This window comes from Arthrobacter sp. SDR-2R, from assembly GCF_057747955.1.
Window position 1 is genome coordinate 942182 of record NZ_CM173231.1, and the last position, 17007, is coordinate 959188.

Sequence of the window (17007 nt, forward strand, 5' to 3'; positions counted from 1 at the left end):
TAATGTCCGTTTCCGCCCACCACGACGTCAGCCGGCGAGCATTGCTGAAGGGGGGCCTGACGGTTTTGGCGGCCGGTCCGGTCCTTGCAGCCTGCGGGGTGAATACCAGCGGGAGCGGAGGCAAGGGTTCGGTCAGCTTCCTCTCCACGCAGTTCTCCCCGGTGGAGGAACGCCAGAAGTACGAGGCCACACTCAAGAAATTCGCGGGGGACATCAGCGTGGCCTACAACCCCGTTGACACGGGCGTATTCAACACCACGCTGAAATCCCAGCTGGCAGCGGGGAAAGTCGAGGTGGGAATCGCAGGCGGACTGCACGGTGACCTGGCCCCCTTCGCCTCGCAGCTTGAGGATCTCAGCTCGCTCATGAGCGACCTCTCCTCGGCGGGCTACTCCAAGGATGTGACCGAGCTGGCCAAGCTGGGCACCGACGTCCCCCGGTACATCCCCTGGATCCAGGCCACCTACGTGCTGGCCATCAACAAGAAGGCGCTGCAGTGGCTGCCGTCGGGAGCTGACGTCAACAAGCTCACCTACGACCAGTACCTTGCGTGGGCCAAGGCGGCCAAGGACGCCAACGGCCGGCCCGTCTTCGGCCTTCCCGCCGGCCCCAAGGGACTCCACCACCGCTTCTACCAGGGCTTCCTGCTGCCCAGCTTCACGGGCGGGCAAATCACCACCTTCCGCAACCAGGACGCCGTCAGCGCCTGGACGTACATGCGCGAGCTTTGGGCCAACACGAATCCGGCGTCCACCAACTACGACTTCATGCAGGAGCCGCTGGCCAACGGCGAGGTCCTGGTGGCCTGGGACCACGTGGCGCGCCTCATCACGGCCGTCAAGGACAAGCCGGACGACTGGCAGATGGTTCCGGCCCCGTCCGGGCCCAAGGGCAGGGGCTACCTCCTGATCGTGGGTGGCATGGCAGTGCCGAAGGGTTCCCCCGAGAAGGACAAAGCCTTTGAGCTCATCAAGGCCCTGTCCAAGCCCGAGGCGCAGATCGAGACACTGAAATCCAACGCATTCTTCCCTGTGGTGAAGACGGACATCGGCGGCGACCTGCCAGGCGGCATCGCCCTTGAAGCGAAGGCCGTCAAGGCGCAGCAGGAGGCTTCCGACGCCCTGCTCGCCCTGCCGCCCGTGGGCCTGGGCGACAAGGACCCCCAGGTCTCCCAGCTGTTCAAGAACTGCTTCCAGGAGATCTGCCTGAACAACTCGGACGTCAAGGCCACGCTGGACAAGCAGGGCGCGGAACTGGCCAAGATCATGGACACCCTCAACGTCCCGTGCTGGGCGCCGGATCCCAAGACATCCCCCTGCAAGGTCGCGTGATGGCCGCACCGGACGCGCCGGCGGCAGCCAGGCCGCACGTTCCCCCTGCGGGGCCCAAGGTCCGTGCCCCCAGGAGGAGGGGAAGCTCCGCGGCCCTGCTCCTGATTGCCCCGTCGATCGTGTTCATGACGCTGCTCTTTGGCTGGCCGATGGTCAGCGGCGTCCTGCAGGCATTCGGCGGCCCCGAAGGCTTGACGACGGCGAACTTTACCCGGATGTCCCAGGACCCGTACTTCTGGTCCTCGGTGGGCAACACCCTCCTGCTCATCGTGGTGATGATCCCCATCCAGTTCGTCCTCGCCCTGGCGATGGCCCTGCTGATCCGGGCCAAGCCCCGGGGGGCGTCTGCCTACTTCTACATCTGGGCCATCCCGCTCGCGGTCAGCGACCTCGCCGCCGGCCTGGTGTGGCTGACGGTCTTCACGGACCGCGGCTACCTCAACTCGCTCCTTGCATCCATGGGCCAGCAGCCCGTCTCCTGGCTCGCCTATGACAACTACCCCTCCATGTTCGCGGCGGTGCTCATTGCGGAGGTGTGGCGTGCCACGTCGCTGGTGTTCGTGATTGTCGTGGCCGGCCTGCAGTCCATTCCCAAGGATTACGAGGAAGCCGCCGGGGTCTTCGGGGCCAGCTTCTGGAACCGGCTGTGGCACGTGACCCTGCCGCTGCTGCGTCCCAGCCTGCAAACAGCGTTGATCCTGAGGACCATCCTGGCCTTCCAGACATTCGCCGTTGCCCTTGCCCTCACCGGCCAGAACTTTCCGCTGGTGGTGGGCGAGACCTACCGCTGGTACACAGGCCTGCAGGATCCCAACGTGGCATCGGCGCTGGCGCTGGTGGTCATGTTCGTCTCCATGGTCACGGCCGTGGGCTACCTGAAACTCCTGAGGGACCAGACGGAGGCGGCGCGATGAGCCATGCAACGACGGCCAGGACCACTGCCGGTGCCGACCGGCCCGAACCCGCGGTGGACCGCCGGCCCCTGGCCCGGCAGCGCCGCAACCGGGTGCTCCTCCAGGTGGCCTGCATCCTGATCACGCTCTTCATGGCACTGCCCATCTACCTGATCGCCCTGGCCGCGATGTCCAGCCGGCAATCGCTGCAGAAGTTCCCGCTCAGCTTCATCCCGGACAACTTCTCCACCGAGACCATGCAGACATTCCTGCAGTCCACCGGCATCCTGGGCGGCCTCATCAACTCCGTCCAGGTGGGCGTGTTCACGCTTGTGCTGTCGCTGCTCATCGGCGTTCCGGCAGGATACGCCGTGGCGCGCTTTGCCTTCCGGGGCAGGGAGCCGTACCAGCTCTTCCTGCTGTTCACCCGCGCCCTGCCGATCGTGGTGCTGTCCGTGCCGCTGGCCCAGCTCTTCCTGCAGACGGGGCTGTACGACAGTGCGCTCGCCGTCGTCCTGCTCCACTCGGCGCTGGCCCTGCCCACCACCATCCTGATTACGGCCTCGGTGTTCCTCGGTGTTCCGCGGGACGTGGAGGAAGCGGCGCGGATCTTCGGCTGCAGCCCGGTGCAGGCCTTCCTCAAAGTGGTGCTGCCCATGGCCATACCCGGCATCGCGGCGGCCTCGATCTTCACGTTCGTCATGTCCTGGAACGAGGTCCTGGGCGCGTCGATCCTGACCCTGAACCAGCGCACCCTCCCTGCCCAGGTCCTCAGCAGCCTCGCCGAATCGCCACTTGCCTACCGCTTCGCCGGCGGCTTCCTGCTGGTGGTCCCGGCCCTTGTCTTCATCTTCTTCATGCGCCGCTACCTCACCAACATGTGGGGCTCCACCATCCGCTGATTGCGTCCCAGAGAGGCCGTCCCATGGCTGACATCTCCATCAAGGGTCTGCACAAGACCTACCCGGGCAGCACCGAGCTGGCCACGAACAACGTCTCCCTCGAGGTTGCCGAGGGCGAGTTCATGGTGCTGCTGGGACCCTCCGGCTGCGGGAAGACCACCCTGCTGCGCATGGTGGCGGGCCTGGACTTCCCGGACCAGGGCAGCATCTCCATCGGCGGGAGGGACGTGACTTACCTGCCCCCGCAGGACCGCAACCTGTCCATGGTCTTCCAGTCCTACGCCGTCTTCCCGCACCGGAACGTCCGCACCAACATCGCGTTCGGGCTGATGATGAAGAAAGTCCCCCGGGAAGAGCTGGAACGGAAGGTGGAATGGGCGGCGGACCTGCTGCAGCTGAGCCCGTACCTGGACCGCTACCCCGCCAACCTCTCCGGCGGCCAGCGGCAGCGTGTCGCCGTTGCCCGGGCCATCGTCATGGACGCCGATGTGCTGCTGATGGATGAGCCCCTGTCCAACCTGGATGCCCTTCTTCGCCTCGACTTCCGCGCCGAGTTGAAGAAGATCGTCCAGCAGCTCGGTTCCACCACGCTGTACGTCACCCACGACCAGGTGGAGGCGATGAGCCTCTCGGACCGGGTGGCGGTGATGAAGAAGGGCCAGATCGCCCAGCTCGGCCACCCGATCACGGTGTACGAGGAGCCGGCCGACCGGTTTGTGGGCGGTTTCATCGGATCCCCGCCCATGAATTTCCTGGACGGCCGGATCACCCCGCAAGGAGGCCTGGAAGTGGGCGGCCAGAGCATCGCGGCGCCCGAATTCCTGGCCCGGGCAGCGGCCCGTACCGGCGGCACGGCGGTCATGGTGGGCATCCGGGCCGAGAACATTTCGCTGGAGCAGCGGGGCGCGGAGGGTTCCCTGGATGCGGCCGTGGAGGTAGTGGAACCGCTCGGACACGCCACCTTGCTGACCGTGGACCTGGGTGGGCAGACCGTCAAGGTCCAGGTTCCCTCAACAGCGCGGGTTTCGGCGGGGGACACGGTGGGACTGCGTTTCGAGCAAAGCGCCCTCCGCTTTTTCGACACGGAAACCCAGTTGGGGCTGACGGCGTGAGCGCCGAAGCGGACGCGACTGGTTTTCCGCTTCGGGACCTGGCGGACATGAGGCAGCGGGCCAGGGATGTCCTGGCCGCCAATGACCTGGGCACCATGGTCACCGCCGCGCCGAATCTCTACCCGCACATGTGGAGCTGGGACGCGGCCTTCGTGGCCACCGGCCTGTCCACGGTGAGCGTGGCCCGGGCGCTGCAGGAGCTGGACTACCTTCTCGCGGCGCAGTGGAAAAGCGGGATGATTCCGCACATCGTGTTCTCCGACGTCCCCGGCTACTTCCCGGACGTGGAGCGGTGGGGAACGCGCGGAGCATCGCCCGAGGGGGTGCAGTCCAGCGGCATCTGCCAGCCGCCCGTCCATGCGACGCTGCTGCGCCGCATCGTGGAGCGCGCGACGGCGGCGGGCGGCGAGGACGCCCGGCTCGCCGAAGAGTTCACCCGGCGGACGCTGCCCCAGTGGATCCGCTGGCATGCGTGGCTGCGCACCAGCCGCGGTGGCGACGGCTCGGGCCTGCTCACGATCTACCATGGCTGGGAGTCCGGCATGGATAACTCGCCGCGGTTCGACGGACCATACTCCAGGGTCCATCCCGGGCCGATGGAGCCCTTTGTCCGGACGGACACGCAAAAGGTCACCGACCGGAGCCAGCGGCCCAGCGACGAGGAATACAGCCGCTACCTCTGGCTGGTGCAGCAGATGGCCGACGTCCGGTTTGACGACGCCCGGCTGCCGGAAGTGATGGACTTCCAGGTCAAGGACGTCTTCATGTCGGCGATCTTCGCCGCGGCCAACAAGGACCTGGCCGTGTTGGCTGAACACATCGGCCTGCGCGGGGATGTGGCCCGGTTGCGGGAGTGGGCGGAGGAGTTCCGGGAGGGCGTGGACGCCACCGTGGATGACCAAACCGGGCTGGCGCGGGACCGCGATGTGCTGGCCGGTGAATGGATCGGGCTGCCCACGATGGCCGGGTTCGCCCCGCTCATCTCCACGGCGGATGACTCCCTGTTGCGGCGGCAGCTGGACATCTTCGAAGGACCGGACTGGACCGGCGACCCGCGCCTGGCCTTCCCGCTGCCGGCATCAACCTCCACCACCTATGAGGGCCTCAAACCCCGGCAGTACTGGCGCGGACCGGTCTGGCCGGTGATGAACTGGTTCCTGGCGGGCTGCCTGCGCAGGCGCGGTGACGGGGAACGGTACCTGCGGCTGCGGGACGCTTCCCTTGCCCAGCTGATGGAGGGCCACTTCGCCGAGTACTACGAACCGTTTACCGGCGAGCCGCTTGGCAGCATGGACCAGTCCTGGACGGCGGCCGTTGCCCTGGAATGGCTCGCCGATCCTGACGCCGGCTGACCCGTGGAGGCGCCGCCGTCGTCCATTCCAGTCACCGCACCACCGGTGCGCCTCCTCATTGCCGGCGCCGGTGCACGGGGTTCCGCCTATGCCCGTCTTGCCGTGGACACGGGCCGGGCCGCCGTGGTGGGGATCGCGGAGCCGCGACGGCACCTGCGCGAAGCCATCGCGGCGGAGCTCCACGTGCCGGCGGAGCGTGTCTTCGAGGACTGGCAGGCCATGCTCCGCACCCGGCTGCCTGCCGACGGCATCATCATTGCCACCCCGGACCGCGACCACGGAAGGCCTTTTGCGGCCGCCGCAGCCCACGGCTACCCGGTCCTCCTGGAGAAGCCCATCGCGCCCGACCCTGCCGGCTGCGCGGAGCTGGCGCGCCTGCAGCAGGAATCGGGAATCAGGGCAGCCGTCTGCCACGTCCTGCGCTACACGCCGCTGACCACCCTGCTGCGGCAACTTCTCTCCGCCGGGGCAGTGGGCCGGGTCATCTCCGTCCAACACCTGGAACCCGTGGGCTTCTGGCATTTCGCGCACTCCTACGTCCGCGGGAACTGGCGGCGTGAGGCAGAGTCCAGCCCCTTCCTGCTGGCCAAGTGCACGCACGACGTCGACTGGCTCTCCTTCATCATTGGAAGCCGGCCCCTTCGGGTGTCCTCCTTTGGCAGGCTGTCGCATTTCCGTCCGGAGGAAGCGCCGGAAGGCGCGTCAGGGCGCTGCACGGACTGCCCGGCGGAAGCCCGCTGCCCCTATTCGGCCCTGCGCATCTACGCGCCGGGCCGGCCGCCGGACGGTGCCCCTGCGGACCCCGGCAGGGCCTATTTTGCCGACGTGGTGGACCCGGGCGGCACACCGGAATCGCTGTGGAAGGCGTTGGCAACGGGGCCCTACGGGCGGTGCGTCTACTCAGGAGGCAACGACGTGGTGGACCACCAGGTGGTGAACATCGACTACGAGGACGGCACCACCGCCGCCTTCACCGCCACGGCCTTCACCGCCGCAGGCCCGCGCCGCACCAGGATATTCGGGAGCCACGGAGAAATCTCCATCGAGGCAGGCAGCATATCGGTCCATGACTTCCTGACCGGGACCACCACCGCCTACCCCGCCCCCGCCGCTGACCCCACGGTGCCCGGCGAAAAGCATGAAGGCGGCGACCGGGGACTCGTGCAGGCCTGGGTCGCTGCCCTGGCCGGCGGTGACTGGTCCGGAGTGGTGTCGGGGCTGGAGGAGTCATTGGTCAGCCATGCGGTGGTTTTCGCGGCTGAGGAGGCGCGCCGGAGGGGCGCCGTGGTACCGGTGGAAGGGTTCAGTTCCCGGCTGTAACCGGATCGAGCGACACCACGGCCAGGAAGCCGCGGCCCAGGACCTCGGGCGAGTCGGCGTCGGAACCCACCACGGCGTCGTACCTGCCCAGCTCCAGCGGCTCGGTTCCGCTGTCGCTGACCGTCGCCTGCCCCTGCAGCAGCACCGCAAGCTGGCCCTCAAACACTGGGTGGGCGCGCTTCTTGGACAGCTCGATGATGGACGTGTAGCCCTTGAAGGCGGCTGCTCGCGTGATGACGTTCAGGTCCCGGATGTCCCCGGTGGGCAGTTTGGCCGCGGTGGCGGCGCCGCCGTCGAACCTGAAGGGACGGTACTTCTCCAGGGGCTGTTCCGCCCCGTCCACGGTGAGCAGCAGCAATTCCCCCTCGATGACCGTCAGGACCCGCTCCATGCCGGGGAACGCGGAGAAGTCCCCGGCCTTGGCCACGTCTGCGATGCTCACACGCCAGTCCCAGCCGCCGTCGGCCGCGCCCTGGCGGGCGATTTCCCTGGTCACCCCGCCGCCGTTGCGCCATGGTTCGGCCTTGAGTTCAGCGAAGCGGATGATCTGCATCAGCCCAGCCTAGTTCGCTGCGGTGGTCACGCGTCGCAGCCCGTACCCTGTCCCTGCTACTCTCCTGCGGGGGGTCATCACGAAAACAGCCTGAAGGAGCCGGGAATGTTCGTTAAAGTGTGTGGTCTCAGCACGCCCGAATCGGTGCGTGAAGCGGTGGATGCCGGCGCGGACGCCGTGGGGTTCGTCCTCACCGCGAGCCCCCGCGTTGTCTCGCCGTCGCAGGTGGCCTCCCTGCTGTCAGGGGTCCCCAAGGGTGTTTCCCCGATCGGGGTCTTCCGGGATGAGCCCGTGGCGGACGCCATCGCCATTGCCCGGGCCGCAGGCCTGGAATGGATCCAGCTGCACGGCCAGCGGTCGCGTGCGGACGTGGCAACAGTGCACGACGCCGGCATGAAGCTGGTCAGGGCCGTCACCATGGGTGCCGGCCAGGATGAGTTCGACGACTGGGGCGAGGACCTGCTCCTGATTGACGCCGCGGTGCCGGGCTCAGGGGAATCCTGGGACTACGCCTCCGTGGCGGACCTGCCGGTGCTGCAGGGACGGAACTGGCTGCTCGCCGGCGGACTGGACGCTGCCAATGTTGGCCAGGCATCAGCGGCCGCGCATGCCTGGGGAGTGGATGTTTCCTCAGGCGTGGAGGCATCCCGGGGCGTGAAGGACCCTGCCAAGATCCGCGCCTTTGTCCACGCCGCAAAGTCGGCCGCCACGGTGTAGGCGCCGCAGCCCGGCCGGGGATCAGGGCAGGATCAGGGGAGTCCCCCAGCGCCGCGTGGCAGGGGCTGGGGGCAGAATGGGTGCATGAAGACACTTCTGAACATCATCTGGCTGGTTTTCGGCGGCCTGTGGCTGGCCCTGGGCTATTTCCTCGCGGGCGTGGTCTGCTGCCTGCTGATCGTCACCATCCCCTGGGGCATCGCCTCGTTCCGGATCGCCGCCTACACGTTGTGGCCGTTCGGCCGGATGGTGGTGGACAAGCCCGGCGGCACCGGTGTCTTCTCGCTGCTGGGCAACGTGATCTGGCTGCTCGTGGCCGGCATCTGGATCGCCATCGGCCACGTGGTGACCGCGTTCGCCATGGCCGTGACCATCATCGGGATCCCGCTGGCCATCGCCAACCTCAAGCTCATCCCGGTATCCCTTATGCCGCTGGGCAAGCAGATCGTGCCCACCAATACGCCGTTTGTGAGCAACTACCCCGTCAGCCGCTACCGCTAGGCGGATCCGTCCGGGCGCATCGCCCGCAGCACGCAGAACTCGTTGCCGTCGGGATCAGCCATGACAACCCAGGTTGCCGCTGCCCCCTGTCCCACCGAGATTTGCCGGGCGCCCAGCTCTTCCAGCCTGGCCACCTCCGCGTCCTGGTCCTCCGGGCGGAGGTCCAGGTGAAGGCGGTTCTTGAGTTCCTTCTGCTCCGGGACCCTGAGGAAAAGCAGGTCCGGCAACACGCCGTCCCCGGCGCTGCCTGCCGGCGGCTCCACCACGATCTCGTCGTCCTCTTCATGGGTGCGGCGCCAGCCAAGCGCTTTTTCCCAAAAGGCAGCAGGAACCCGGGGGTCGGTGGAATCAATGGCAAGGGCTTGGATGCGCAGGCTCATCCGTGCAGTTTTGCATCCGGTTCCGGCATCCGTAAACCCGTGGAAGCCGCAGCCCCTTAGAGCGGCCGGAACGCCCCGTTGCGCAGGAGGGCCACCGAATCGCTTTGGTCCAGTTCCGCGGCGATGTCCACGTCCTCTGGGTAGCCGGCCCCGGTCAACTCGCGGCCGCTGGAACACAACTGGAGCATCTCACGCAGCCGAGGTTCGGCGGCTTCGAAAACGGCCATGGCAGCTACGGCCTCCGGCGCGTAGCCGTGCCTGCCGTCCCCGGCTTCGTAGCCGCCCCTGCCGGCGGCCGCCAGCCCGGCGATGAACGCGCCCGCCCCGATCTGGTCCTCCACCGCAGGCCGCAGCGTGCCGTCCGGCCAGCGCTCCCCGGCAGCAACCACCGCCAGTACCGCGTCCTCCGGAAGGTTCGCCGCCACCCAGTCGGCCGTGGCTGCGGCGTTCCGGAGGCACACTGCGGCCACCAGCGGTACGTCCCCGGCCAGCGCGTGGCAAAGTTCCGACCCGTTGGGGGAGGGCAGGACCACTTTTCCCAGGGCTTCTGCCGCGCGGAGGCTTGCGGGGGAGAGGCTCAGCCCGCCACCGCCGCGCGGGCCGGCCAGCTGCGCCTGGTGGTGGGCGGCGAAGTCTTCGGCGCTGGTGTCCCGCCACGGGTAGGGAAACACCTCCGCGCCGCGGTCCAGCGCCACACTGACGCAGGTGCTGAAGGAAAAGACATCCACCACCACCGCAATGTCGGCGCCGGACGCCACGGTCCCGGCTCCATCAAGGCCCCAGTCCAGCCTGACCGTGAACGGAAGCTGGCGGTGCGCGGCATTGGCGGAGTGCGTGTGCCGTGAACCGGAGCCCGGAACGTTCATGCCAGTTCACCTTTCAGGTTCAGGTGCGCGGCGTCCTGCCACAGTTCCCGGGCCCGTGGGTGGTGAAAGAGCGGGTCCAGTTCCAGCAGGTGGCGCACGACGGCGGCCCTGCCGGCTGCGAAGTCGGCGTCACCGATGTGCGCGTAGTCTTTGCGGACAGCGGCAAGGTAGCGGGCGTATTCCTCAGGATCGCCGCCGAGGACCGAGAGGTCCGCGTCGCAGAGGAGGGCGCCGTCGTGGTCCCCTGGTTCGGGCCGGTGGTCCGACGTGAGGCGGACCAGCCGCGCCACTTCCGCCACCTCGTCCGGCGGCAGTCCGGTCCCGGCCAGCCGGCTTTCCGCCAGCCGGGCGGACTCCTCCTCGTCCCTGCCCGCCGCGCCGCGGTACACGGCATCGTGGAACCAGGCCGCCAGCAGCACGGTCCGCGGCGCCTCGCCCGGTTCGGTGAGCAGGTCCAGTGCCTCCAGGACGGAGAGCAGGTGGGTGCAGCCGTGGTAATGGCGGTGTGGTTCGCTCCATCGGTCCAGCAGGTCCAGGAAGAGTGCGTCACGGCCCGGCATGATGGCTTCCCAGCGGGACAGCAGTGGGACCTTCAGCGACTTGTTCCGCCGGCGTGCCGGGATCCGGAGCCCGCTGGCGATCAGTTTGCGGACCAGCACCCTGCCCTCCACCCGGACCGCGCCTGCCGCCACCAGCTCCTCAATGCGGCGTTCCGGCACATCGTAATGGTCGCCGTCGAACGCCCGCTCCGGGATCCCCGCGGCAGCTGCGAACGCATGCAGCTCATCCAGCGAAGAGTCCGAGACCAGGTGCGAGAAATGTGTTCCGTGTGCAGGCCACAGAGGCGGGTCAATGTAGATGGCCATGGAAGGAGTCTAGTGCCGCCCTTCGGGCAGGGGACGCGCAGCCACGGGGCACGCAGTCATTTTGCATATGCTCCCAGAAGCGGAGGCCTAATCCGCATCTGCGGACTAGAATCAAGAAATGACCCTTATCCGCGTTTCTGAAGCTGCCCGTCTCCTGGGCGTAAGTGACGATACCGTCCGCCGCTGGACGGAGCACGGAACACTTACCCCGCTCCGGGACGGTTCCGGCCGGCTCGCCGTCGATGGACTCGAGCTGGCGACGCATGCGCAAAAGCTGGCCCAGCTGCCCGATGACCCCAAGAGCGGGAGCAGCTCCGCCCGGAACCGGTTCGTGGGCCTGGTCACCAACGTCATCACGGACAAGGTGATGGCACAGGTGGAACTGCAGTGCGGGCCGTTCCGGGTGGTCTCGCTGATGAGCAGCGAGGCCGTGCGGGAACTGGGCCTGGAACCGGGCTCGGTGGCCACGGCGGTGGTCAAGGCAACAACGGTCATCATCGAATCCCCGAAGGGCAGGGCCGCCGCATGACCCGGACCTCCACGCGTACCGCGGCGTCCGCCTCCCTGGCGCGGCTCCTTTCGCTTGCTGTCCTGCCGGCCGCCGTGCTGCTGCTGGCCGTCCTCACCGGCTGCGCTGCGGGCGGAGCGGCCCAGGGCACAGGCCCTGGCGAGGAGAACAGCGCGGGCAACAGCGCAGCCGGCTCAGGCGCCAAGCCGGAAGGCACCATCACCGTTTTCGCGGCCGCCTCCCTCAAAGGCACCTTCACCGAACTCGCCCGCACCTTCGAGGCGGAAAACCCCGGCACCACGGTTGCCCTGAGCTTTGCAGGGTCCTCGGACCTGGCCAGCCAGATCAGCCAGGGGGCGCCGGCGGATGTCTTCGCGCCGGCGGACCTGGCCAACATGAAGAAGGTGCAGGACGCCGGGCTGGTGGACGGCGCCGCCAGGAACTTCGCCACCAACACCCTCGCCATCGCAGTAGCGCCGGGCAACCCGGCAGGAATCACCGCACTGAAGGACCTTGCCCGGCCGGGCCTCAAACTGGTCACCTGCGCAAGGCAGGTTCCCTGCGGGACTGCCGCGGCCACGGCCGCGGAGGCGGCCGGAGTGGCGCTGAATCCGGTCAGCGAGGAGAACGCGGTCACGGACGTCCTGGGCAAGGTGGCCTCCGGGGAGGCCGACGCCGGGCTGGTCTACGGCACGGACATCAAGTCCGCCGGGTCCAAGGTGGCCGGGATCCAGTTCCCGGAATCAGGGAGTGCGGTCAACACCTACCCGATCGCCGGCGTCGCCGGCGGCCGGAACAAGGCCGCCGCCCGGGCTTTCCTGGACCTGGTCACCGGTCCGGAAGGCCGGCGCGTCCTCGCTGCAGCGGGGTTTGGGCCGGCCGGCGCCGGTGACGGAAGCGTCAAGTGACCCGGAAGCAGGCAGCAAGGCGGCAGCCCTTTCTGCCCATGGTGCGGCCACGCACCCCAAGCCCGGCCTACTCCGGCATCCCCGGCTGGGTCCGCGCGCTGGCCGTCCTGGCCGCCGTCGTCGTCGTGCTTCCGCTGCTGGCGATGGTGCTCCGCGTGGACTGGCCACGGTTCCTCCCGCTGGTGACCTCCGGGCCGTCGCTGACCGCGCTGGGGCTGAGCCTGCGGACGTCGGCCGCCAGCACCCTGCTGTGCATTGTGCTGGGCGTGCCGCTGGCCCTGGTCCTTGCCCGGGACACCTTCCGCCTGCAGGGGCTGCTGCGCTCGCTGGTGCTCCTGCCGCTGGTCCTTCCTCCTGTGGTGGGCGGCATCGCGCTGCTCTACACGTTCGGCCGGCAGGGGCTGCTGGGGCAGGCGCTGAACGTGCTCGGCCTGCAGATCGCCTTCTCCACCACCGCGGTGGTCCTGGCGCAGACGTTCGTGGCGCTGCCGTTCCTGGTGGTGAGCCTTGAGGGTGCCCTGCGCACGTCGGGCTCCCGGTATGAGGCGGTGGCGGCGACACTGGGTGCCCGGCCCGGCACGGTGTTCCGGCGCGTCACGCTTCCGCTGGTGCTCCCGGGGCTGGCGTCCGGCGCGGTCCTCGCCTTCGCGCGGAGCCTGGGCGAGTTCGGCGCCACGCTGACGTTCGCGGGCAGCCTGCAGGGGGTGACCCGGACCCTGCCGCTGGAAATCTACCTGCAGCGCGAAACGGACCCGGACGCCGCTGTCGCCCTGTCCCTGGTACTCGTGGCCGTCGCCGTGGCGGTGGTTGCCCTTGCATACCGGCGCCCGGCACCGGGCCGTTCCGGGTCAGGCAAAAGGACGACGGCGCCGGCCCCGGCAGGAGGGGGTGTCCGGTGACATTGTCCTTCCGCGCAGTGGTGGCCGGGCGCAGCTTCGACGTGGCCCTGAGCGTCCGACCGGGCGAAACCGTGGCCGTCATGGGGCCCAACGGTGCCGGTAAATCAACCCTGCTGGCCGGCATCGCGGGCCTCCTGCGGCCGGACAGCGGCCGGGCCGAACTCAACGGCAGGACCCTCTTTGACCTCGACGGCGGAAAACGTACGTGGGCGGCTCCGCACCGCCGCGGCACCGCCCTGCTGGCCCAGGAACCGCTGCTCTTCCCCCACCTGAATGCCCTGGACAATGTCTCGTTCGGGCCCCGCAGCGCCGGAGTTTCCAAGCGGAATGCGGAGGAGCAGGCGCTGCACTGGCTGGCCGAGGTGGAGGCCGGAGAACTGGCCGGGCGGCGTCCCGCCCAGCTGTCCGGCGGCCAGGCCCAGCGCGTGGCCGTGGCCCGTGCGCTCGCCGCCGACCCCGCCCTCCTCCTGCTCGACGAGCCGCTGGCAGCCTTGGATATCCACTCCGCGCCGCTGCTGCGCCGCCTGTTCAAGCGCGTCCTCGCAGGCCGGCAGGCCATCATCGTGACCCACGACGTACTGGACGCGCTGGTGCTCGCGGACCGGGTGGTCATACTGGAAAACGGCCGGATCGCGGAGGAAGGCCCCACCCGGGCGGTGCTGGAGCGGCCGCGCAGCTCCTTTGCCGCCGGGCTCGCCGGGCTGAACTTCATTCCGGGCATCCTCGACGGGGCGGGGGTGCGGACCAGCCACGGCCTGCGGATTGCCGGCCACGACGAGGAAGCCGTCCCCGCCGCGGCGTCCGGGGAGCCTGGCCCGCTGCCCAGGGCGGGCGGTCCCGGCGTCGCCGTGTTCCCGCCGTCGGCCGTTTCCGTGTTCCTCGACGATGCGCACGGCAGCCCGCGGAACTCGTTTGCCGTCACCATCACGGACCTCGAGCCGCACGGCGACCAGATCCGCGTCCGGGCCGGCGGCCTGGCCGCGGACATCACCCCTGCCGCCTCCGCCGACCTGGGCCTTGTCCCCGGCATGACGGTGCACTTCGTGGTCAAGGCTGCGGCCGTGTCCGTGTACGGGACCTAGGCGGAGTATGTCCCGGCAGCCGATTGTCCAAGCAGGCCCGGCGGGACCTCCGGCTCTGGACAGCCGTTTCGCCGTGGGCAAACATGGCTAGTGGACGTCGCCGTCCAAAGTTGAGCGTAGTAGACTCAACTTAGTCAACAAGCCCCCGAAAGGAGCTCTCTTTGGACGTCAAATTCACCACCAAGAGCCAGGAGGCTCTTTCCGCCGCGGCAATGAACGCCTCGACGGCCGGCAACCCCCAGGTGGAACCGGCCCACCTCCTCAAGGCGCTGATGGACCAGCGTGAGGGCGTCGCCGTCGCGCTGCTTCGCGCAACCGGCGCCGATCCCGATGCCGTCAGCGTCCAGGCCAGCAGTGCCATCAAGGCACTGCCCGCCACGTCGGGCGGCTCCAGCCAGCAGGCGCAGCTGTCCCGGCCCGCACTGCAGGCCATCCAGCACGCCAAGGAGGAAGCGGACCGTCTGGGCGACAGCTTTGTCTCCACCGAGGTGCTCCTGGTGGGCCTCTCCACCGGCAACGATGCCGCCGCCCGCCTGCTGCGCGACGCCGGCGCCTCCCGCGAGGCACTCCTCGCCGCCCTGCCGGGCGTCCGCGGCGACCGCAAGGTGGACAGCCCGGACCCCGAAAACACCTTTCAGGCGCTCGAGAAGTACGGCACCGACCTCACCGCCATGGCCCGCGCCGGCAAGCTGGACCCCGTGATCGGCCGGGACGCCGAAATCCGGCGCGTTGTCCAGGTCCTGTCCCGCCGCACCAAGAACAACCCGGTGCTCATCGGCGAACCCGGCGTGGGCAAGACCGCCGTGGTGGAAGGCCTGGCCCAGCGGATGGTGGCCGGCGACGTCCCGGAGAGCCTGCGGGGCAAGACCCTCATCTCCCTTGACCTCGGCTCCATGGTGGCCGGCGCCAAGTACCGCGGCGAATTCGAGGAGCGGCTGAAGGCGGTCCTCGAGGAGATCAAGGGCTCAGACGGCCAGATTGTCACCTTCATCGACGAGATCCACACCGTGGTGGGCGCCGGCGCCACCGGCGATTCCTCCATGGACGCCGGCAACATGCTCAAGCCCATGCTGGCCCGTGGCGAGCTGCGGCTGATCGGCGCCACCACGCTGGACGAGTACCGGGAGAACATCGAGAAGGACGCAGCCCTGGAACGCCGCTTCCAGCAGGTGTACGTTGGCGAGCCCAGCGTGGAGGACACCATCGGCATCCTCCGTGGCCTGAAGGAGCGCTACGAGGCGCACCACAAGGTCTCCATCGCCGACTCCGCGCTGGTGGCGGCAGCCACGCTGTCCAACCGCTACATTTCGGGCCGCCAGCTGCCGGACAAGGCCATCGACCTGGTGGACGAGGCCGCGTCCCGGCTGCGCATGGAGATCGACTCCGCCCCGGAGGAGATCGACCAGCTGCGGCGCCAGGTGGACCGGCTCACCATGGAGGAGCTCGCGCTGGAGGGCGAGACCGACGCTGCCTCCGTGGAGCGGCTGGCTGCGCTCCGGGCCGACAAGGCGGACAAGGAGGAGGAGCTCTCCGCGCTCAACGCCCGCTGGGAGGCTGAAAAGGCCGGCCTGAACCGGGTGGGTGACCTGAAGGCCAAGCTCGATGAGCTGCGGTCCGCCGCGGACAAGGCCCAGCGCGAGGGTGATCTGGAGACCGCCTCGCGGATCCTCTACGGGGAAATTCCGGCGCTGGAACGCGAGCTGAACGCCGCTGCCGAAGCGGAGGCCGCCGTGACGGACAAGTCCGCGCAGATGGTGGCGGAGGAAGTGACGGCAGAAGACATCGCGGAGGTCATTTCCGCGTGGACCGGCATCCCGGCCGGCCGCATGCTGCAAGGTGAAAGCCAGAAGCTGCTGCACATGGAGGAGGAGCTCGGCAAGCGCCTCATCGGCCAGGGCAAGGCTGTAGCCGCAGTCTCAGACGCCGTCCGGCGCGCCAGGGCGGGCATCAGTGACCCCAACCGGCCCACGGGTTCCTTCCTGTTCCTGGGCCCCACCGGCGTAGGCAAGACCGAGCTGGCCAAGGCCCTGGCGGACTTCCTGTTCGACGACGAACGCGCCATGGTGCGGATCGACATGTCCGAGTACGGCGAGAAGCACAGCGTCGCCCGGCTGGTAGGGGCGCCTCCGGGATACGTGGGCTACGAGGAAGGCGGGCAGCTGACCGAGGCCGTGCGCCGTCGTCCCTACTCGGTGGTGCTGCTGGACGAAGTGGAGAAGGCGCACCCCGAGGTGTTCGACATCCTCCTGCAGGTGCTCGACGACGGCCGCCTCACCGACGGGCAGGGCCGTACCGTGGACTTCCGCAACGTGATCCTGGTGCTCACCTCCAACCTGGGCAGCCAGTTCCTGGTGGACCAGACGCTGGACGCCGAGGCCAAGCGCAATGCGGTCATGGCCACGGTGAACGCGTCCTTCAAGCCGGAGTTCCTCAACCGGCTCGATGAAGTGGTGCTGTTCGATGCCCTCACGGTGGAGGAGCTGGCGCACATTGTGGAACTGCACGTGGCGGAACTGGGCCGCAGGCTGCACGAGCGCCGGCTCACCCTCGATGTGACCGACAGCGCCAAGGCCTGGCTGGCGCTGTCCGGCTACGACCCCGCCTACGGCGCCCGGCCGCTGCGCCGCCTGGTGCAGCGCGAGATCGGCGACCGGCTGGCCAAGTCCATCCTCGCCGGTGAAATCAGCGACGGCGACACCGTCCTGGTTGATACCGCGCCGGACTTTGGGGAACTGACCGAAGGCAACGTGGACGCGTTGACGGGCGCCCCCAGTTCCGGACTGTCGGTGCGGCGGAAGGACTAGCCGCAGGGCCTCT

17 protein-coding genes are annotated in these 17007 nt (G+C 68.7%); 13 read left to right on the forward strand and 4 right to left on the reverse strand.

What is annotated here, in order from left to right; genetic code table 11:
• Positions 1–2 precede the first annotated feature (2 nt).
• From AC3ANU_RS04335 to AC3ANU_RS04360, 6 genes are read left to right on the forward strand one after another with little or no spacing between them, the layout of a single operon-like run.
• Positions 3–1331: an ABC transporter substrate-binding protein gene (locus tag AC3ANU_RS04335; RefSeq protein ID WP_144600152.1), complete on the forward strand. Its 1329-nt coding sequence runs from the start codon at positions 3–5 to the stop codon at positions 1329–1331.
• The gene (locus AC3ANU_RS04340) at positions 1331–2245 is read left to right on the forward strand and encodes a carbohydrate ABC transporter permease (RefSeq protein ID WP_018772144.1); all 915 of its coding nucleotides are present in this window, start codon (positions 1331–1333) and stop codon (positions 2243–2245) included. The genes AC3ANU_RS04335 and AC3ANU_RS04340 overlap by 1 nt, the downstream gene beginning before the upstream one ends.
• Positions 2242–3126 carry a carbohydrate ABC transporter permease gene (locus tag AC3ANU_RS04345; RefSeq protein ID WP_018772143.1) on the forward strand — a complete coding sequence of 295 codons (885 nt, stop codon included), beginning with the start codon at positions 2242–2244 and terminating at the stop codon, positions 3124–3126. The genes AC3ANU_RS04340 and AC3ANU_RS04345 overlap by 4 nt, the downstream gene beginning before the upstream one ends.
• Before the next feature lie 23 nt (positions 3127–3149).
• Positions 3150–4238 (forward strand): ABC transporter ATP-binding protein, encoded by a 1089-nt coding sequence (locus AC3ANU_RS04350; protein ID WP_144600155.1) that lies wholly within the window; start codon positions 3150–3152, stop codon positions 4236–4238.
• On the forward strand, positions 4235–5590 hold the full coding sequence (ggh, locus tag AC3ANU_RS04355) for a glucosylglycerate hydrolase (protein WP_488315520.1): 1356 nt from the start codon (positions 4235–4237) through the stop codon (positions 5588–5590). The genes AC3ANU_RS04350 and ggh overlap by 4 nt, the downstream gene beginning before the upstream one ends.
• A gap of 3 nt (positions 5591–5593) precedes the next feature.
• The gene (locus AC3ANU_RS04360; RefSeq protein WP_488315521.1) at positions 5594–6910 is read left to right on the forward strand and encodes a Gfo/Idh/MocA family protein; all 1317 of its coding nucleotides are present in this window, start codon (positions 5594–5596) and stop codon (positions 6908–6910) included.
• On the opposite strand, the gene AC3ANU_RS04365 is transcribed toward AC3ANU_RS04360, so the two are convergent.
• Positions 6894–7463, reverse strand: a complete 570-nt coding sequence (locus AC3ANU_RS04365) for a HutD/Ves family protein (RefSeq protein ID WP_488315522.1) — start codon at positions 7461–7463, stop codon at positions 6894–6896. The genes AC3ANU_RS04360 and AC3ANU_RS04365 overlap by 17 nt on opposite strands.
• Before the next feature lie 105 nt (positions 7464–7568).
• Here AC3ANU_RS04365 and AC3ANU_RS04370 point away from each other — a divergent pair, with 105 nt between their 5' ends.
• Both AC3ANU_RS04370 and AC3ANU_RS04375 read left to right on the forward strand, forming a co-directional pair.
• Complete coding sequence (locus AC3ANU_RS04370; protein ID WP_018772138.1) at positions 7569–8180, forward strand: phosphoribosylanthranilate isomerase; 612 nt, start codon at positions 7569–7571, stop codon at positions 8178–8180.
• Between the two features lie 84 nt (positions 8181–8264).
• Positions 8265–8681 (forward strand): YccF domain-containing protein, encoded by a 417-nt coding sequence (locus AC3ANU_RS04375; RefSeq protein WP_134165067.1) that lies wholly within the window; start codon positions 8265–8267, stop codon positions 8679–8681.
• Here the strand turns inward: AC3ANU_RS04375 and AC3ANU_RS04380 are convergent.
• The 3 genes from AC3ANU_RS04380 to AC3ANU_RS04390 are packed head-to-tail and all read right to left on the reverse strand — an operon-like array spanning position 8678 to position 10793.
• Positions 8678–9061 carry a VOC family protein gene (locus AC3ANU_RS04380; RefSeq protein ID WP_488315523.1) on the reverse strand — a complete coding sequence of 128 codons (384 nt, stop codon included), beginning with the start codon at positions 9059–9061 and terminating at the stop codon, positions 8678–8680. The two genes, AC3ANU_RS04375 and AC3ANU_RS04380, sit on opposite strands and share 4 nt — an antisense overlap.
• 56 nt (positions 9062–9117) lie before the next feature.
• Positions 9118–9927, reverse strand: coding sequence for a 2-phosphosulfolactate phosphatase (locus AC3ANU_RS04385; RefSeq protein ID WP_134165068.1), 810 nt, complete (start codon positions 9925–9927; stop codon positions 9118–9120).
• Positions 9924–10793 carry a DUF4031 domain-containing protein gene (locus tag AC3ANU_RS04390; protein ID WP_134165069.1) on the reverse strand — a complete coding sequence of 290 codons (870 nt, stop codon included), beginning with the start codon at positions 10791–10793 and terminating at the stop codon, positions 9924–9926. Before AC3ANU_RS04390 ends, AC3ANU_RS04385 begins: the two co-directional genes overlap by 4 nt.
• A 118-nt stretch (positions 10794–10911) precedes the next feature.
• Here AC3ANU_RS04390 and AC3ANU_RS04395 point away from each other — a divergent pair, with 118 nt between their 5' ends.
• The 5 genes from AC3ANU_RS04395 to clpB all read left to right on the forward strand — a co-directional run bounded on the left by AC3ANU_RS04395 (position 10912) and on the right by clpB (position 16994).
• Positions 10912–11322, forward strand: coding sequence for a TOBE domain-containing protein (locus tag AC3ANU_RS04395; RefSeq protein WP_018772133.1), 411 nt, complete (start codon positions 10912–10914; stop codon positions 11320–11322).
• Positions 11319–12209, forward strand: a complete 891-nt coding sequence (modA, locus tag AC3ANU_RS04400) for a molybdate ABC transporter substrate-binding protein (protein ID WP_134165070.1) — start codon at positions 11319–11321, stop codon at positions 12207–12209. Before AC3ANU_RS04395 ends, modA begins: the two co-directional genes overlap by 4 nt.
• 38 nt (positions 12210–12247) lie before the next feature.
• Complete coding sequence (locus tag AC3ANU_RS04405; protein WP_134165119.1) at positions 12248–13108, forward strand: ABC transporter permease; 861 nt, start codon at positions 12248–12250, stop codon at positions 13106–13108.
• Positions 13105–14190: an ABC transporter ATP-binding protein gene (locus AC3ANU_RS04410; RefSeq protein WP_134165071.1), complete on the forward strand. Its 1086-nt coding sequence runs from the start codon at positions 13105–13107 to the stop codon at positions 14188–14190. Before AC3ANU_RS04405 ends, AC3ANU_RS04410 begins: the two co-directional genes overlap by 4 nt.
• 161 nt (positions 14191–14351) lie before the next feature.
• Positions 14352–16994, forward strand: a complete 2643-nt coding sequence (gene clpB, locus AC3ANU_RS04415; protein ID WP_018772129.1) for an ATP-dependent chaperone ClpB — start codon at positions 14352–14354, stop codon at positions 16992–16994.
• Positions 16995–17007: the final 13 nt, after the last annotated feature.

What these genes read in the sequence shown, in the direction of transcription:
- AC3ANU_RS04345 (WP_018772143.1), top strand. Translation starts at nt 2,242, where the DNA reads ATGAGCCATGCAACGACGGCCAGGACCACTGCCGGTGCCGACCGGCCC.
- AC3ANU_RS04350 (WP_144600155.1), top strand. Translation starts at nt 3,150, where the DNA reads ATGGCTGACATCTCCATCAAGGGTCTGCACAAGACCTACCCGGGCAGC.
- modA (WP_134165070.1), top strand. Translation starts at nt 11,319, where the DNA reads ATGACCCGGACCTCCACGCGTACCGCGGCGTCCGCCTCCCTGGCGCGG.
- AC3ANU_RS04370 (WP_018772138.1), top strand. Translation starts at nt 7,569, where the DNA reads ATGTTCGTTAAAGTGTGTGGTCTCAGCACGCCCGAATCGGTGCGTGAA.
- AC3ANU_RS04335 (WP_144600152.1), top strand. Translation starts at nt 3, where the DNA reads ATGTCCGTTTCCGCCCACCACGACGTCAGCCGGCGAGCATTGCTGAAG.
- AC3ANU_RS04395 (WP_018772133.1), top strand. Translation starts at nt 10,912, where the DNA reads ATGACCCTTATCCGCGTTTCTGAAGCTGCCCGTCTCCTGGGCGTAAGT.
- AC3ANU_RS04365 (WP_488315522.1), bottom strand. Translation starts at nt 7,463, where the DNA reads ATGCAGATCATCCGCTTCGCTGAACTCAAGGCCGAACCATGGCGCAAC.
- AC3ANU_RS04380 (WP_488315523.1), bottom strand. Translation starts at nt 9,061, where the DNA reads ATGAGCCTGCGCATCCAAGCCCTTGCCATTGATTCCACCGACCCCCGG.
- AC3ANU_RS04385 (WP_134165068.1), bottom strand. Translation starts at nt 9,927, where the DNA reads ATGAACGTTCCGGGCTCCGGTTCACGGCACACGCACTCCGCCAATGCC.
- AC3ANU_RS04340 (WP_018772144.1), top strand. Translation starts at nt 1,331, where the DNA reads ATGGCCGCACCGGACGCGCCGGCGGCAGCCAGGCCGCACGTTCCCCCT.
- AC3ANU_RS04405 (WP_134165119.1), top strand. Translation starts at nt 12,248, where the DNA reads ATGGTGCGGCCACGCACCCCAAGCCCGGCCTACTCCGGCATCCCCGGC.
- AC3ANU_RS04375 (WP_134165067.1), top strand. Translation starts at nt 8,265, where the DNA reads ATGAAGACACTTCTGAACATCATCTGGCTGGTTTTCGGCGGCCTGTGG.
- AC3ANU_RS04390 (WP_134165069.1), bottom strand. Translation starts at nt 10,793, where the DNA reads ATGGCCATCTACATTGACCCGCCTCTGTGGCCTGCACACGGAACACAT.